This is a genomic window from Burkholderia sp. MSHR3999, assembly GCF_000833595.1.
Lineage (GTDB): Bacteria > Pseudomonadota > Gammaproteobacteria > Burkholderiales > Burkholderiaceae > Burkholderia > Burkholderia ubonensis.
Genome location: NZ_JRFO01000006.1, coordinates 120,014 through 134,667, shown reverse-complemented (window position 1 = coordinate 134,667; position 14,654 = coordinate 120,014). Strand labels below are relative to the sequence as shown.

Sequence of the window (14,654 nt, the reverse complement as noted above, 5' to 3'; positions counted from 1 at the left end):
ATCACGTCCCACTTTCCGCCCGGACGGAGCTTGTCGGGATAGCGTGTTGAGCTTCCCATTCGCGTCGCGTCTTGGCCAGCTCCCGCGCGAGTATTTCCTCGTCCGGAAGGACCATATGATATTCGGCGGCGAGCACTTTGTTAGGCAGTCCCTCAAGGGCGTATCGCGCGATCGCGGCATTGGTTCGAGCACATAATATGAGCCCTACCGGCGGATTCTCGCCCGGAAGCGTCCAATGCTCCTTCGCATAGTTGCAGTACATATGCATCTGGCCGACGTCAGCATGATTCAGTTCGGTCAGCTTGAGATCGATGATGACAAGGCATCGCAAACGCCGGTGAAAGAAGAGCAGGTCCACGCGAAACCAGCTGTCGCCGATGCGTAGTCTTCGCTGTCGGCCCACGAACGTGAAGTCGCCGCCGAGTTCGAGCAGGAAATCCTCAAGCCGTTGGATCAACGCCTCCTCGAGCTGCGTTTCCGAATATTCGTCTTTGAGGTCGAGGAATTCGAGAACGTATGGATCCTTGATCGCTTCCTCGGGCGTCATTGCATCGCCGCGCTGCGCGATGCCACCCTCATCGAGTGTCGCGCGCTTGTTCCTGGACATCAGCGCCCGAGTATAGAACTGACTGCCGATCTGTCTGTCTAGCTGGCGCACGCTCCAGCCGCCTCGCAACGCCTCGGCTTCGTAAAAGCTGCGCTCTTCGGACGAACGCGTACGTCGGATCAGGTGGACATAGTGCGTCCAGGAAAGCGGAAGACTCTCAGCCAATTCCTGGAGCGAAAAATCCCGAATCGGTGATACGGATTTTGATTCCGGATCTGCTGCCTCAGATTTCCGAATCAATGATTCGGAAATCGTGGCCGGCGGATAGCTCTGGTAGAACAGTCGCATCAGCTCCAAATTGTCGACCCCGAAACCACGGCCGAATCGCCTGGTCAGGTCCGCAGACAAGCGCTGCAGGAGCGCGTGCCCATACGCCGCGCGAGCATCGCCGCCTTGCTCGGATTCGACGATGCGACGGCCGATTTGCCAGTAAGTCGCCGTCATCAGGGCATTGATGCTGCGTGCCGCGGCCTTTCGACCCTGCTCGAGCATCGTGACCACATCGCTGAGTGTTTTCTTATAGTCATTCTCGGGCACTGTCACGTCGTTCATGACACCATCACTCCTCGATGCGCTTCATCACTGAATGTCTTGCCTTTCGAAAAAACGAACGGTGTGCAGGTTCTGGCATTCGTCAGCAGGTTAGAGACACATTCATGTGTCGCATTGTAATGTAATTGAAAGCGTACTCGTCAAGAGCCACACCGCGGAACTTTGGAGATGATCGAGGTTGGCGGTGCTGACGAGGCGTCAAATTTGCCAAAACGTTAGCCAGTTCTGGCGGTTGCTCGGCGAGGTGCTTGGGGGGCTGCGGCGCACGAGCTCACGTACGGCGCGCGTCTCGAGCGTGCGGCGCAGCACGGAATCGGCATCTGGGACGTGCTCACCGCAGACCATCGAGAGGGCAGCCTCGACTCGGCGATCCACAAGCCCACGATTTCGATGCGCTGCGCGTGCATGCGCCGTAGCTGAAGAAGTTGTGCTTGAACGGGGCGACGGCGGGACGGTTTGCCGCGGTGATCGGCGCGACGGGATATGACACGCTCGTGCTGTCTTCGTCGAGCCCGACGAAGGCGCTGCTGTCGTTCGAGCAGAAGCTGGCTCTGCGGCAACAAACACTTACGTGATCACAACAAATATGTGGATGGAGTAATTTGCATTGGGCGAGTGATTTCAGTTAACTTGTGCCGCATGAAGACTTGTCTCTAGCTTTGTTTAGCGTTCGGCCAGCCCGAAATTTATCGCATATTCCTTCAATTTTTCTAAAATATATATAGCAATTTTGTTGTGTGTTGATTCGGTTTCTGATTTGTGGTGGAATTCGACTGCGATAGTTCCTGTCGGAGACTCAAAGGTTGCGTCTGACTGCAGTCCGCTGATCAACGAGTGTTCAAATTTCAGGTCGCTGAGTGATGCTCCGGTATCTTGAGCCAGTTGAAGGATTGCCTCATTTATGGAGCGGTGATCTGTCTCTGAGAGACCTTGAATTCTTGCGAATGCCTCATATGTTTCAGTTCCGACGCTGGAGCCATATTCGCGATTGTCGACCGCTTCGCCTTGAATAAACTTGAAAAGCTCCGAGGACGTCATTACTCGCTTTGCGTTACCTTTGTCCGAGCGAATCGAGCTGGCTGCTGCTTGCAGGCCAAAATTGCCATGCTGGAGAATCGCGTGAACTACTGAACTTGCTGACATCGAGGCAAGCTGTGCGTTAAATAGCGCGATTACATGGGGTAGCGCAGATTTGAGGTTCGTTGATCGATTTTGCCACCATTCTGCGACATTCGATTTCTTTGTATACATAAGAAGCCGTGAAGCTTCGATATAATAGCTATCGGCCCTGCGGAGAGAGCGGCACGTTTCTCGGATTTTTGCGTCGCCAGATGAAATTGCAATGGCTAGGGTTGGAAAGGAAACCCCGAGCCCACCAATATCGAATCTTTGTGCAATCAAATGCTGAAGGCTGTCCAGAAATGCCCCGATACTATGACTGTCATGAATTAGGGCGTCTACTTCTGTAGAGGAGATCGCTGCATCATCCAGTGTCCAATTGGCAATCTGTAGAATTTTTTCGAGAACCAGCGGAAACTGATCTTTGGTTGGGCCGGAGAGCTTGAAAATTGGCGTCAATCCAAAAGCGCTGGATCCTCCAACTTTCTTCAGGAGGGTTATTAACTTATTTGCGAAATCTTCATCGGTTACTGGCCAAAGGATCGCCAGATCTGAGCGACTTCTTAATACACCATTCAATGCGCCAAGAAAGGTTTGGTATTCCGGCTCGTTGAAATAAGGTGCTTCTCGGCCATCAAAATTGACGACAGTAAATTTTGGCTTTTGGGGAAGTTTTGCTAAAAATGCTGGAATCTCGCTGACTTCTAATTCGTGTGGGGCGGGTAGGCGGATAACGGTTTGAATTTTGTCGCTGAGGAATATTTCCAGGCTGTGTACAAAAGTACTTTTTCCTGATCCACTTTCGGCGCTTACAAATAGCAGTTTCCCTTGGCGTGCGCTTTCCGCAGCGGCAAGTAAGCGCTTTGCTATATCAAGATCATGAGGTGCCGCGACGAACGTCATCTTGGCGCGATCACCAAAAGTGCTGGTAAGAGGCTCGTAGCGGGTGGGTAGTGCCGTAATTGCGATAGGTCTAGTCGTCATGTTTTCTATGTGCCTGTGTTGGCTTCGATATTGCGGACTATTTTCGATACCGTATCACAAATAATGGATTTGTGGCTATGAAGACGAGGTGGCAGTTTTTTTCGCTGAGGGTATTGAGTAGATGCAATTTCCTGCAGCACCCGTAGCCGTGTTGGCATGTGCGTCGGGCAGTTTTGGGGGCACAGCGCAGATCGCTTGAACCTGTCCGCATTTTTGTGGGTGAGGCGGTTGAACAAATCGTTAGCCACGCGCCTGCGTGAATCGCTCACCGAACAGGATAGCAAACTGGTTCATGGCGGATTTCCAGTCGAAGGCCGACCGCACGGTCTTGGCCAGCACGTTGCGCAGCGCCAGCCAGAGCAGCTTGATGGCAGCCTCGTCATTCGGGAAGTGGCCGCGGGTCTTGATGATCTTGCGCAACTGCATGTTCAGGCTTTCGATGGCGTTGGTCGTGTACACAACCCGTCGAATCTCCGGCGGAAACACGAAGAACGGTGTGACGTGCTCCCAGGCGCGCTGCCACGATTGCGCGATGGTCGGGTATTTCTCGCCCCAGGGGCCGTCGGCGAAGTCCTGTAGCGCCTGACTTGCCGCCCCTTCGCTGGCCGCCGCGTAGATCGGGCGCAGTGCCTGCGCCACGGCTTTACGGTCCTTCCAGCCAGCATATTCCAGGCTGTTGCGGATCAGATGCACGATGCAGGTCTGAACCGCCGTCCTAGGATAGGCGGCGCCGATGGCCTCGGTCAGCCCCTTCAGGCCGTCGACCACGGCGATCAGGATGTCCTGGCAGCCGCGCGTCTTCAGTTCGTTGAACACCTTGAGCCAGAACTTGGCGCCCTCGGTCTGCTCGATCCAGAGGCCCAGCACGTCGCGCTGGCCGTCGGCCTGGATGCCCAAGGCCAGATAGACCGCCTTGTTGCTGACCACGCCGTCGTCGCGGATCTTGACCCGCAGCGCATCGAAGAACACCACCGGGTACATCGTTTCGAGCGGGCGGCTCTGCCAGCTCAGCGCCTCGGCCATCACCTCGTCGGTGACCGAGCTGATGAAGTCGGGCGACACTTCGGTGCCGTAGTGCTCGGCCAGAAACCCTTGAATCTCGCGCACGCTCATGCCGCGCGCGTACATCGCGATGATGCGCTCGTCGAAGCCGGTGAAGCGGCGTTCGTGCTTGGGAATCAGGATCGGCTCGAAGCTGCCATCGCGGTCACGAGGCACCTCGACCCGGACCGGGCCGCGATCGGTGATGACGGTCTTGCCGCTGGCGCCGTTGCGTTCGTTGGCCTGGCCGGGCGGCTTGGACTGGCCCGGCTGATAGGCCCAGATGCAGATTCATCTCGGCGCCCATTGCGCGTTCGATGAGCGCCTTGTTGAACGCCAGCATCAGGTCCTGCACCTCAGCCGGCGTCATTGGCCCCTTGACAAGTTGGTCCAGCAGTTCCTTGGGCAGTTCAGGCAGCGGCCCTCGGGCCGCTGCCTGCGAGGCCACCGTTCGTCTCTTCTTCTTCATCGGCATACCCATGATTTTTAACCCTCATGATATGCCTCGCCCACAAAATGACGGATAGGTCCGATCGCTTTGTATTTGTTGTGGTTACACGGCTTCCCCCGCCGCGAATGCTATCCTCTCGTCCGCAAAACCCGCCTCACCCCTGCGAGATTCATTCATGACCCGACTGATCAAGCGCGCGTCCGCCGAGGCGCGCGCATTCAAGCGCGACGAGCCGTCCGCGTACAACGGCTCCTCGAAACTCAAGCCGCCGCGCGTGAAGCGCCGCGCGGACATCGACGAACACGACGACGTGCCCGTCCTCGACGCGCCGCGCAAGCCGCGCTTCGCGCCGGTGACGTTCTCCGAGGAGCGCGGCGTGCGCTACCTGCACTTCGGCACCGAATGGGTGCAGGGCGCGATGCGGATCTCGAAGCCGCTCCATATCGAGCTCGAATATGCGCAGCAGATGATGGCCTGGCTGCTGTTCCTCGAAACGCCCGCGCGCATCGTGCAGCTCGGGCTCGGCACGGGCGCCCTGACCAAGTTCGCGCACCGCTTCCTGCCGCACGCGAAGGTCGAGGCGGTCGAGCTGAACCCGGCCGTGATCGTCGCCGCGCGCACGATGTTCGCGCTGCCGTCCGACGACGCGCGCCTCGCCGTCCACGAAGCGGACGCGTGGGACTTCGTCAACGACGCGGCCAACCGCGGCACCACGGGCGCGATCCAGATCGACCTGTACGATGCGACCGCGCGCGGCCCGGTGCTCGACAGCGTCGCGTTCTACCGCGCGGTGCGCGGCTGCCTCGCCGACGCGGGCATCGCGACGATCAACCTGTTCGGCGATCATCCGAGCTTCGTGCGCAACATGAAGCACCTGAACGCGGCGTTCGACAATCGCGTGATCGCGCTGCCGGAAGTGCACGACGGCAACCGGATCGCGCTCGCGTTCTCGGGGCCCGCGCTCGACGTGACGTTCGCGCAGCTCGACGCGCGCGCGAAAGTGATCGAGGCGGCCGTCGACCTGCCCGCGCGCAAGTGGGTGAAAGCTTTGAAAGCATCGGTCGCGCCGAACGCGGCGTCGTTCTCGATCTGACGCCTCATGCGCCGGCCGAATGCCGGCGCGAGCGCGCGACAGGGACGGATCGTCCGGGTTCGTCCCCGCTTGACCGCGCTCACGCGGCTCCTATACTGGCGCGAAGCCAGGGGAGCCGCAGCTTACCCGTTTCGCCGCTCCTCTCGCCGCCGTACCCGTTCAAGACAAGAACTTCGATAACCGGGAATGATGAGGAGAGGTCATGGCTCACGATGCCGACGCCAACCGGGCCGCGAAGCGCTGGCTCTGGCTGCTGGTGCTGCCGCCGATCGCGATGGTCTGGGTGCCGTCGTACAACAAGGTCGATCCGCAATGGCTCGGCTTTCCGTTCTTCTACTGGTACCAGCTTCTGTGGGTCCTCATTAGCGCGGTGATCACCGCGTTCGTCTACCTCAAGACCAAGAACGCGTGGACGGGGGGCGGCACGCAAGGAGGCCGTCGATGAACCTTGCCGCGACCTTCGTTTTCGTCCTGCTCTTCATCGCCGTCACGATCATCGGCTTCCTCGCCGCGAACTGGCGGCGCGGCGATCTCGCGCATCTCGACGAGTGGGGCCTCGGCGGCCGCCGCTTCGGCACGATCGTCACGTGGTTCCTGCTCGGCGGCGACCTCTATACCGCCTACACGTTCGTCGCGGTGCCGGCGCTCGTGTTCGGCGCGGGCGCGATGGGCTTCTTCGCGCTGCCGTATACGATCGTCATCTATCCGTTCGCGTTCGTCGTGTTCCCGAAGCTGTGGAGCGTCGCGAAGCGCTACGGCTACGTGACCGCCGCCGACTTCGTCAATGCGCGCTACGGCAGCCGGATGCTCGCGCTCGCGATCGCGGTGACGGGCATCGTCGCGACGATGCCGTACATCGCGCTGCAACTCGTCGGCATCGAGGTCGTGATCGGCGCGCTCGGCTTCGACACGACCGGCTTCGTCGGCGACCTGCCGCTCATCATCGCGTTCGCGATCCTCGCCGCGTACACGTACACGTCGGGCCTGCGCGCACCCGCGATGATCGCGATCGTGAAGGACGTGCTGATCTACGTCACGATCGCGGCGGCGGTCATCGTGATCCCAGCGAAGCTCGGCGGCTTCGGGCAGATCTTCGGCCACGTGCCGCCCGCGAAGCTGCTGCTGAAGGCGCCGGATGCGACGAGCCTGAACGGCTACAGCGCGTACGCATCGCTCGCGATCGGCTCGGCGCTCGCGCTGTTCCTGTATCCGCATTCGGTCACGGCGATCCTTTCGTCGTCGTCCGGCAACTCGATCCGCCGCAACATGGCGATGCTGCCCGCGTACTCGTTCGTGCTCGGCCTGCTCGCGCTGCTCGGCTACATGGCGCTCGCGTCGGGCGTGAAGGACATGCCGCAGTATGCGTCGTACTTCAAGGCGTTCGGCCCGAACTTCGCGGTGCCCGCGCTGTTCCTCGAGTATTTCCCGTCGTGGTTCGCCGGCGTCGCGTTCGCGGCGATCGGCATCGGCGCGCTGGTGCCGGCGGCGATCATGTCGATCGCGGCCGCGAACCTGTATACGCGCAACATCCACCGCGAGTTCGTCAACCGCAACATGACGCACGACCAGGAGACCCACGTCGCGAAGCTCGTGTCGCTGATCGTGAAGGTCGGGGCGGTCGCGTTCGTCATCGGCTTGCCGCTGACCTACGCGATCCAGCTGCAGCTGCTCGGCGGGATCTGGATCATCCAGACGCTGCCCGCGATCGTGCTCGGCCTCTACACGCGCGTGCTCGACTATCGCGGCCTGCTGCTCGGCTGGGCGGCAGGCATCGTGTGCGGCACATGGATGGCGATCTCGCTGAAGCTCGCGAGCTCGATCTTCACGATCCACCTGTTCGGCTATGCGATTCCCGGCTATGCGGCGGTGTGGTCGCTGGTCGTGAACCTCGTGGTCGCGATCGTCGCGAGCGTGCTCGTGCGGGTGACGGGGATGGCGCATGCGGAAGACCGCACGCGGCCGGAGGATTATCTCGACGTCGTCGAGAGCTGACGCACGTCGAACGCGCGGAAACGCAAGCGCCCGCCACCGGAAGGCGGCGGGCGATTTTTCTCGTCAGCCCGCTGCGCGCTTCGCGAGATCCTCGCGTTGCGACAGATCCTCGACGTTGATCATCCAGTGCACGCCGAAGCGGTCCTTCAGCATCCCGAAGCCGAGCGCCCAGAAAGTCTTCTGAAAGGGCATCGTCACTTCGCCGCCGTCGGCGAGCGCGTCGAACAGCTTCTTGCCTTCATCGACGCTCGCCGGGTTCAGCGACAGCGAATAGCCGCTGTGCGTGCCGCCCGTATTGCGGCAGTCGCCGTCCGAGCACATCAGCATCGAATCGCCGATCGTGAAGCTCGCATGCATGACCTTGTCCGCCATCTCGGGCGTGATCGGCTGGTCGGGGTTCGGCGGCGCATCCCTGAAGTGCATCTTGAACATCGTCTTCGCGCCGAGCGCCTTTTCGTAGAACTGAAGGGCAGCTTCGGCCTGGCCGTAGAAGGTCAGGTACGGTTGAACTTGCATCGTTGTCTCCTGTTCCGGGATGAGCGCCCGGGAAGCGGCCGGTGCGCCCGTGACGTGGATTGTAGTGCGTGGGTCTGACAGCGGGATGAAAAAACGGCCGCGAACGCAAGATTCGCGGCCGTTTCCGGCAAGACTGCTGACGGCTGTTGTCAGACTGGCTGCCGCCTGCTGACGTTCGGCGGGGTTCAGCGCAGCGCGTCGATCAGCTTCTCGAGCTTCACCGCGTCGGCGGCGAACGTGCGGATGCCTTCGGCGAGCTTCTCGGTCGCCATCGCGTCGTCGTTCAGCTGGAAGCGGAACGACGCCTCGTCGATCGCGACCCGTGCGGCGGGCGCATCCGTGAGCGCGTCCGGCGACAGCTTGCGCGTGACCGTCTCGTTGCTGTCCTGCAGCTTCTGCAGCAAATCGGGACTGATGGTCAGCAGGTCGCAGCCCGCGAGCTCGACGATCTGGCTCGTCGTGCGGAAGCTCGCGCCCATCACCTCGGTGTGGTAGTCGAAGGTCTTGTAGTACGTGTAGATGCGGCGCACCGACTGCACGCCCGGATCGTTCGCGCCGCCGTTCTTCGCTTCATCCCATTCGGCGCCGGCCTGCTTCTTGTACCAGTCGTAGATGCGGCCGACGAACGGCGAGATCAGCTGTGCGCCGGCTTCCGCGCACGCGGCGGCCTGCACCAGCGAGAAAAGCAGGGTCATGTTGCACTTGATCCCTTCCTTTTGCAGCACCTCGGCCGCGCAGACGCCTTCCCAGGTCGACGCGAGCTTGATCAGGATGCGCTCGCGGCCGATGCCGGCGGCTTCGTAGAGCTTGATCAGCTCGTGCGCCTTGTCGACGGAGCGCTTCGCGTCGAACGACAGGCGCGCGTCGACTTCGGTCGACACGCGGCCCGGAATCAGCTTCAGGATTTCGGTGCCGAATGCGATCAGCAGACGGTCGATGATGAAATCGGTGCTTTCGTTGCGGTGATCGCGGACGGTTTTTTCGAGGATCGGCTTGTACGCATCCTTCTGCACCGCCTTCAGGATCAGCGACGGGTTCGTGGTCGCGTCCCGCGGCTGGTATTGCGCGAGCTGCTGGAAATCGCCCGTGTCGGCGACGACGGTGGTGTACTGCTTCAGCTGGTCGAGTGCGGTAGTCATGGCGATTCGAGAAGAGGGCGCGATGCGCCGGGGTTCTCACGGGCCGCGCGAACGCGGCGGCGAAGCGAAGCGGCGCGCGGGGCGCCGGTTCCGATCCGCTATTCTAGGCCCGATTCGCGTCGCGCATCGGGTCGCCCATCGCGGCGCACATGTTTCGCATGGCAGACGAGCGCCGGGGCCGGTTTCGCCGCCGGCGCGAATGGTCCTTACGCGGGGCGGCGCGCGTTGAGGATCGCCTGCGTGACGACCCCGGCGACGAGCCCCCAGAACGCCGGGCCGATCGACAGCAGCGTGAGGCCCGACGCGGTGACCATGAACGTGACGAGCGCCGCTTCGCGCTGCCGCGCGTCCTGCATCGCGTTCGCCATGCCGCTCATGATCGAGCCCAACAGCGCGAGCGCGGCGACCGACACGACGAGCGCCTTCGGCAGCGCGGCGAACAGCGCCGCGATCGTCGCGCCGAAGATGCCCGCGATCAGGTAGAAGGTGCCGCACCACACCGCGGCCGTGTAGCGCTTCGCGCGGTCCTCGTGTGCCTCGGGGCCGGTGCAGATCGCCGCGGTGATCGCGGCGAGGTTCACGCCGTGCGAGCCGAACGGCGCGAGCGCGAGCGACGCGAGGCCCGTCGTCGCGATCAGCGGCGACGACGGCGTCGGGTAGCCGTCCGCGCGCAGCACCGCGATGCCCGGCACGTTCTGCGACGCCATCGCGACCACGAACAGCGGAATACCGATGCTGACGATCGACGCGAGCGAGAACGCGGGCATCGTGAACACGGGTTTCGCGAGCGCGATATGGAAGCGGCTGAAGTCGAGCAGCCCGAGGCCGCCCGCGACCGCCGTGCCGACGATCAGCGTCGTCACGATCGCGTAACGCGGCGCGAGCCGCTTGACGATCAGGTACGTGAAGAACATCGCGAGCACCAGCGCGGTCTGGTACTGCGCGGCGCGGAAGATCTCGATGCCGATCTCGAACAGGATGCCCGCGAGCAGCGCGGCGGCGATGCCGGCCGGGATCTTGCGCATCAGCGTGTCGAACAGGCCGCTCATGCCGACCGCGGTCAGCAGCAGCGCGCACACGATGAACGCGCCGATCGCCTCGGAGTACGGCACGCCGGGCAGCGACGCGACCAGCAGCGCCGCGCCGGGCGTCGACCACGCGACGACGACGGGCGCGCGAAAGCGCAGCGACAGGCCGATCGTCGTCACCGCCATGCCGATCGACAGCGCCCAGATCCACGACGAGATCTGCGCGTCGCTCAGGTGCGCGGCGCGGCCGGCCTGGAACATCAGCACGAGCGAGCTCGTGTAGCCGGTCATCATCGCGACGAAGCCGGCGACGAGCGCCGAGACCGACGTGTCAGAGAAGAAGCGACCGCTCGCGCGGCCCGCGCCCGCGGTGGACGACTGATTCATGGTTGACTCCGGAGAAGCGGGCCGCGCGGGCGGCCGCCGTTACTTGCTGAGTGCGCGCATCGCGGTTTCGAGCCCCGCGAGCGTGAGCGGATACATGCGCTGGCCGAGCAGGTCGCGGATGATCGCGACCGATTGCCGGTATTCCCATAGCCGCTCGGGCTCGGGGTTCAGCCACGCATGATGCGGGAACTGGTCGGCGAGCCGCCGCAGCCACACCGCGCCGGCCTCGGGGTTGTTGTATTCGACCGAGCCGCCCGGCTGCAGCACTTCGTACGGGCTCATCGTCGCATCGCCGACGAAGATCAGCTTGTAGTCGGGCGTGAACTTGTGCAGCACGTCCCACGTCGCGGTGCGTTCCGCGTGGCGGCGCCGGTTGTGCTTCCACAGGTGGTCGTACACGCAGTTGTGGAAGTAGTAGAACTCGAGGTGCTTGAATTCCGCCTTCGCGGCGGAGAACAGCTCTTCGGTGCGCTTGATGTGGTCGTCCATCGAGCCGCCGACGTCGAGCAGCATCAGCACCTTCACGTTGTTGTGGCGCTCGGGCACCATCCGCAAGTCGAGCCAGCCCGCGTTCGCCGCGGTGCTGCGGATCGTGCCGGGCAGGTCGAGCTCCTCGGCCGCGCCTTCGCGCGCGAAGCGGCGCAGCCGCCGCAGCGCGACCTTGATGTTGCGCGTGCCGATCTCGACCGAATCGTCGTAGTCGCGGAACGCGCGCGCTTCCCACACCTTGACCGCGGTGCGGTTGCCGTTCGACGGCCCGCCGATGCGCACGCCTTCCGGGTTGTAGCCGCCGTGGCCGAACGGCGAGGTGCCGCCGGTGCCGATCCACTTGTTGCCGCCTTCGTGCCGCTCCTTCTGCTCGTCGAGCAGCTGCTTCAGGCGCTCCATCAGCTTGTCGAGCCCGCCCATCGCCTCGATCTGCGCTTTCTCCTCGTCGCTCAGCTCGCGCTCGAGGCGCTTCTCGAGCCAGTCGAGCGGAATGTCGAACGCGTCGGACGGCAGCGCGGACACGCCGTGGAAGTACGCGCCGAACGCCTGGTCGAACTTGTCGAAGTACTGCTCGTCCTTCACGAGCGTCATCCGCGCGAGGTAATAGAACGCGTCGAGCGACGGCGCGATGAGTCCGGCCTTCAGCGATTCGAGCAGCGTCAGGTATTCCTTCACCGAGACGGGCAGCTTCGCTGCGCGCAGCGCGTAGAAGAAATTGAGCAACATGGCCGGGCCTTCGCGGAATGGGGGGCTTACCGGTTGTGCCGGTTCATGTAGACGAGCCGCTCGAACAGGCTCAGGTCCTGCTCGTTCTTCAGCAGCGCGCCCGCAAGCGGCGGCACGATCTGCTTGCGATCGGCGCCGCGCAGCGATTCCGGCGGAATGTTCTCGGCGAGCAGCAGCTTCAGCCAGTCGAGCAGCTCGGAGGTCGACGGCTTCTTCTTCAGGCCCGACACGCCGCGCAGCTCGAAGAAGCTCTCGAGCGCGGCATGCAGCAGCTCCTCGCGGATGTTCGGGTAGTGGACCGCGACGATCTTCTGCATCGTCGACGCGTCGGGGAACTGGATGTAGTGGAAGAAGCAGCGGCGCAGGAACGCGTCGGGCAGCTCCTTCTCGTTGTTCGACGTGATGATCACGAGCGGGCGGTGCTTCGCGCGCACGGTCTCGCGCGTCTCGTACACGTGGAACTCCATCCGGTCGAGCTCGCGCAGCAGGTCGTTCGGGAATTCGATGTCGGCCTTGTCGATCTCGTCGATCAGCAGCACGCTCGGGCGCTCGGCGTCGAACGCCTGCCACAGCACGCCCTTGACGATGTAGTTCGCGATGTCCTTCACGCGCTCGTCGCCGAGCTGCGAGTCGCGCAGCCGCGACACGGCGTCGTATTCGTACAGCCCCTGCTGCGCCTTCGTGGTCGACTTGATGTGCCACTGCAGCAGCGGCATGTCGAGGGCTGCTGCGACTTCCTCGGCGAGCATGGTCTTGCCGGTGCCGGGCTCGCCCTTGATCAGGAGCGGGCGTTGCAGCGTCAGCGCGGCGTTGACCGCGAGCTTCAGATCGTCGGTGGCGACGTAGTGCGAGGACCCTTCGAAACGCATGGCGGCGCTCTTCTCTATCGCGAAAAAAACCCAGTATAAGTCAGAAGGGCTGTCGGGTTCGGGCGTGGCCGCGTATCGTTGCGGGACCGCGGCGGGACCGCGGCGGGACGGGCCGGGAAGCCGTATGGACGCGTTCCCCGCCGTCGCGGTACAATCTGGCCGTTTTTTTGGCCTGCGTGGCGACCCGATAAGCAAAACGGCGCGGGCCGTTGCCGCTTTGGCGCCAGTTTCCCCTCAAGCTAGGTTACAAGAGCTATGAACAAATTCGTCGGCAAACACGTTGTTGTCGCAGCGCTCGTGGCGCTCGCGGGCAGCGCGCAGGCGGCCGGTGTGGTCGGCAACCCGAAGGACGGGGCGAGCAAGGCCGCCATGTGCATCGGCTGTCACGGCATCCAGGATTACCGCACCGCCTACCCGGAGGTCTACCGGGTGCCGGTTCTCGGCGGCCAGAACGAGCAATACCTCGCGAACGCGCTGCAGGCCTACCGCAAGAAGGACCGCCGTTTCCCGTCGATGAACGCGATCGCCGGTTCGCTGACGGACCAGGACATCGCCGATCTGGCGGCCTACTATGCCGCGCAGAAACCCGACTCGAAGGACAATCCCTACAAGTAAGCGCGCGCTTGCTGACCTCATACGCGGGATAGGAGCATTCATGAACAACGCATTCAAGACGGCGGCGGCGATCGCGTTCGCGGCCGGCCTCGCGATCGGCAGCGCGCACGCGGCCGACCTGTCGAAGGGCAAGGACCTGGTCGAATCGCACAACTGCGCAGCCTGCCACGGCGCGAAGATGAACCAGCCGATCAACGCGGAGTATCCGCGTCTCGCCGGCCAGCACGCCGACTACCTCGTCTGGGCGATGCGCCAGTACCAGATGGGCCTCACGAACCCGCTGCTCGGCCGCAACAACGCGATCATGCAGGCACAGGTTCAGAACCTGTCGGTCAGCGACATGAAGGACATCGCGGCCTACATCGAGTCGCTGAAGGGCGACCTGGTGTTCAAGAAGTAAGCGCCGGGGCCCGGACGGGCCCGTGCCGCAGAAGATACCCCGCCGAGGCGGGGTATTTTTTTATCCGCGTTCGGGTCGGCGTCCGGCAGGTTCAGTCGCGCGACGCGCGGCGCAGGATGCGCTGCAGGTACGCGTCCGAATCGGGCGGCGTGCCCGTGCGCTGCGCTTCCCAGATCGTCTCGCCGAGGCATTCCATGATCGCGTGCTGCGCTTCGTGCGTCGAGTCGAGCTTCGCCGCGAGCTTGTCGTGCGCGGCGCGGATTCCGGGCGGCTGGTCGATCGACAGCTGCTCGCTGATCGCGAGGTGCATCGACAGGTGCAGGAACGGATTCGTGCGGCCTTCCTCGGGCGTGTAGTTGCGCTCGGCGGCGCCGTCGGCGTCCGCGAGGTCGTCGTGGTATTCGGGGTGTTCGACGATCCAGTCGGCCGCGATCGCTTCGAGCGGCGTGAGGATTTCGCCGGCGCGCTGCTTGCGCCAGGTGTCGATGAAAAAGCGACGCACTTCGTCGCGACTCGGATTGAACATGGTGGGAAACGTCGTGATTCGCATCGGCGTGATGCCGCGTCGCGCATTGTACGCCGGGTCGGCGAGCGGTGCTGGCGGCGGGGGCGGGCGCGACGGGAAGCGGGAAGGCCGGGCGCGCGG

General features: G+C 63.0%; 13 protein-coding genes and 2 pseudogenes. 6 read left to right on the top strand and 9 right to left on the bottom strand.

Features of this window, described 5'->3' with window-relative positions; genetic code table 11:
- Position 1: 1 nt before the first annotated feature.
- A complete protein-coding gene (locus tag KY49_RS17925) occupies positions 2-1,159 on the bottom strand; it encodes a PDDEXK nuclease domain-containing protein (protein ID WP_042585988.1) in 1,158 nt (385 codons plus the stop codon).
- A 217-nt stretch (positions 1,160-1,376) separates the two neighbouring features.
- Here KY49_RS17925 and KY49_RS17920 point away from each other — a divergent pair.
- Positions 1,377-1,734, top strand: a pseudogene (locus tag KY49_RS17920) (DNA-deoxyinosine glycosylase); the annotation flags it as partial.
- Positions 1,735-1,822: 88 nt separating this feature from the next.
- Here the strand turns inward: KY49_RS17920 and KY49_RS37445 are convergent.
- Both KY49_RS37445 and KY49_RS17915 read right to left on the bottom strand, forming a co-directional pair.
- Complete coding sequence (locus tag KY49_RS37445) at positions 1,823-3,262, bottom strand: hypothetical protein (RefSeq protein WP_156162567.1); 1,440 nt, start codon at positions 3,260-3,262, stop codon at positions 1,823-1,825.
- 240 nt (positions 3,263-3,502) lie between these two features.
- Positions 3,503-4,778: pseudogene (locus tag KY49_RS17915) on the bottom strand (IS256 family transposase).
- A 151-nt stretch (positions 4,779-4,929) separates the two neighbouring features.
- Here KY49_RS17915 and KY49_RS17910 point away from each other — a divergent pair.
- From KY49_RS17910 to mctP, 3 genes are all read left to right on the top strand, one after another.
- Positions 4,930-5,847, top strand: coding sequence for a spermidine synthase (locus tag KY49_RS17910; protein ID WP_042585987.1), 918 nt, complete (start codon positions 4,930-4,932; stop codon positions 5,845-5,847).
- A 202-nt stretch (positions 5,848-6,049) separates the two neighbouring features.
- Entirely contained in the window at positions 6,050-6,292 is a 243-nt protein-coding gene (locus KY49_RS17905; protein ID WP_042585986.1) for a DUF3311 domain-containing protein, read from the top strand.
- Positions 6,289-7,839: a monocarboxylate uptake permease MctP gene (mctP, locus tag KY49_RS17900; protein ID WP_042585985.1), complete on the top strand. Its 1,551-nt coding sequence runs from the start codon at positions 6,289-6,291 to the stop codon at positions 7,837-7,839. Before KY49_RS17905 ends, mctP begins: the two co-directional genes overlap by 4 nt.
- A 63-nt stretch (positions 7,840-7,902) precedes the next feature.
- Here the strand turns inward: mctP and KY49_RS17895 are convergent, their stop codons facing one another.
- From KY49_RS17895 to KY49_RS17875, 5 genes are all read right to left on the bottom strand, one after another.
- Positions 7,903-8,355 (bottom strand): VOC family protein, encoded by a 453-nt coding sequence (locus tag KY49_RS17895; RefSeq protein WP_042585984.1) that lies wholly within the window; start codon positions 8,353-8,355, stop codon positions 7,903-7,905.
- Between the two features lie 185 nt (positions 8,356-8,540).
- Positions 8,541-9,494 carry a transaldolase gene (gene tal / locus KY49_RS17890; protein WP_042585983.1) on the bottom strand — a complete coding sequence of 318 codons (954 nt, stop codon included), beginning with the start codon at positions 9,492-9,494 and terminating at the stop codon, positions 8,541-8,543.
- A gap of 206 nt (positions 9,495-9,700) precedes the next feature.
- Entirely contained in the window at positions 9,701-10,909 is a 1,209-nt protein-coding gene (locus KY49_RS17885; protein WP_042585982.1) for a benzoate/H(+) symporter BenE family transporter, read from the bottom strand.
- 39 nt (positions 10,910-10,948) lie between these two features.
- A complete protein-coding gene (locus KY49_RS17880; RefSeq protein WP_042585981.1) occupies positions 10,949-12,124 on the bottom strand; it encodes a vWA domain-containing protein in 1,176 nt (391 codons plus the stop codon).
- A 26-nt stretch (positions 12,125-12,150) separates the two neighbouring features.
- Entirely contained in the window at positions 12,151-12,993 is an 843-nt protein-coding gene (locus KY49_RS17875) for an AAA family ATPase (RefSeq protein ID WP_042585980.1), read from the bottom strand.
- 255 nt (positions 12,994-13,248) lie between these two features.
- On the opposite strand from KY49_RS17875, the gene KY49_RS17870 reads away from it, so the two are divergent.
- Together KY49_RS17870 and KY49_RS17865 are read left to right on the top strand one after the other, a co-directional pair.
- On the top strand, positions 13,249-13,608 hold the full coding sequence (locus KY49_RS17870; RefSeq protein ID WP_010091098.1) for a c-type cytochrome: 360 nt from the start codon (positions 13,249-13,251) through the stop codon (positions 13,606-13,608).
- A gap of 40 nt (positions 13,609-13,648) precedes the next feature.
- The gene (locus KY49_RS17865) at positions 13,649-14,008 is read left to right on the top strand and encodes a c-type cytochrome (protein WP_042585979.1); all 360 of its coding nucleotides are present in this window, start codon (positions 13,649-13,651) and stop codon (positions 14,006-14,008) included.
- 91 nt (positions 14,009-14,099) lie between these two features.
- Here the strand turns inward: KY49_RS17865 and KY49_RS17860 are convergent, their stop codons facing one another.
- A complete protein-coding gene (locus KY49_RS17860; RefSeq protein ID WP_010091100.1) occupies positions 14,100-14,534 on the bottom strand; it encodes a DUF1841 family protein in 435 nt (144 codons plus the stop codon).
- Positions 14,535-14,654 lie beyond the last annotated feature (120 nt).

Bases quoted from the DNA above. Each gene is read 5' to 3' on its own strand.
- KY49_RS17925 (WP_042585988.1), bottom strand. From the start codon at position 1,159: ATGAACGACGTGACAGTGCCCGAGAATGACTATAAGAAAACACTCAGC.
- KY49_RS37445 (WP_156162567.1), bottom strand. From the start codon at position 3,262: ATGACGACTAGACCTATCGCAATTACGGCACTACCCACCCGCTACGAG.
- KY49_RS17910 (WP_042585987.1), top strand. From the start codon at position 4,930: ATGACCCGACTGATCAAGCGCGCGTCCGCCGAGGCGCGCGCATTCAAG.
- KY49_RS17905 (WP_042585986.1), top strand. From the start codon at position 6,050: ATGGCTCACGATGCCGACGCCAACCGGGCCGCGAAGCGCTGGCTCTGG.
- mctP (WP_042585985.1), top strand. From the start codon at position 6,289: ATGAACCTTGCCGCGACCTTCGTTTTCGTCCTGCTCTTCATCGCCGTC.
- KY49_RS17895 (WP_042585984.1), bottom strand. From the start codon at position 8,355: ATGCAAGTTCAACCGTACCTGACCTTCTACGGCCAGGCCGAAGCTGCC.
- tal (WP_042585983.1), bottom strand. From the start codon at position 9,494: ATGACTACCGCACTCGACCAGCTGAAGCAGTACACCACCGTCGTCGCC.
- KY49_RS17885 (WP_042585982.1), bottom strand. From the start codon at position 10,909: ATGAATCAGTCGTCCACCGCGGGCGCGGGCCGCGCGAGCGGTCGCTTC.
- KY49_RS17880 (WP_042585981.1), bottom strand. From the start codon at position 12,124: ATGTTGCTCAATTTCTTCTACGCGCTGCGCGCAGCGAAGCTGCCCGTC.
- KY49_RS17875 (WP_042585980.1), bottom strand. From the start codon at position 12,993: ATGCGTTTCGAAGGGTCCTCGCACTACGTCGCCACCGACGATCTGAAG.
- KY49_RS17870 (WP_010091098.1), top strand. From the start codon at position 13,249: ATGAACAAATTCGTCGGCAAACACGTTGTTGTCGCAGCGCTCGTGGCG.
- KY49_RS17865 (WP_042585979.1), top strand. From the start codon at position 13,649: ATGAACAACGCATTCAAGACGGCGGCGGCGATCGCGTTCGCGGCCGGC.
- KY49_RS17860 (WP_010091100.1), bottom strand. From the start codon at position 14,534: ATGTTCAATCCGAGTCGCGACGAAGTGCGTCGCTTTTTCATCGACACC.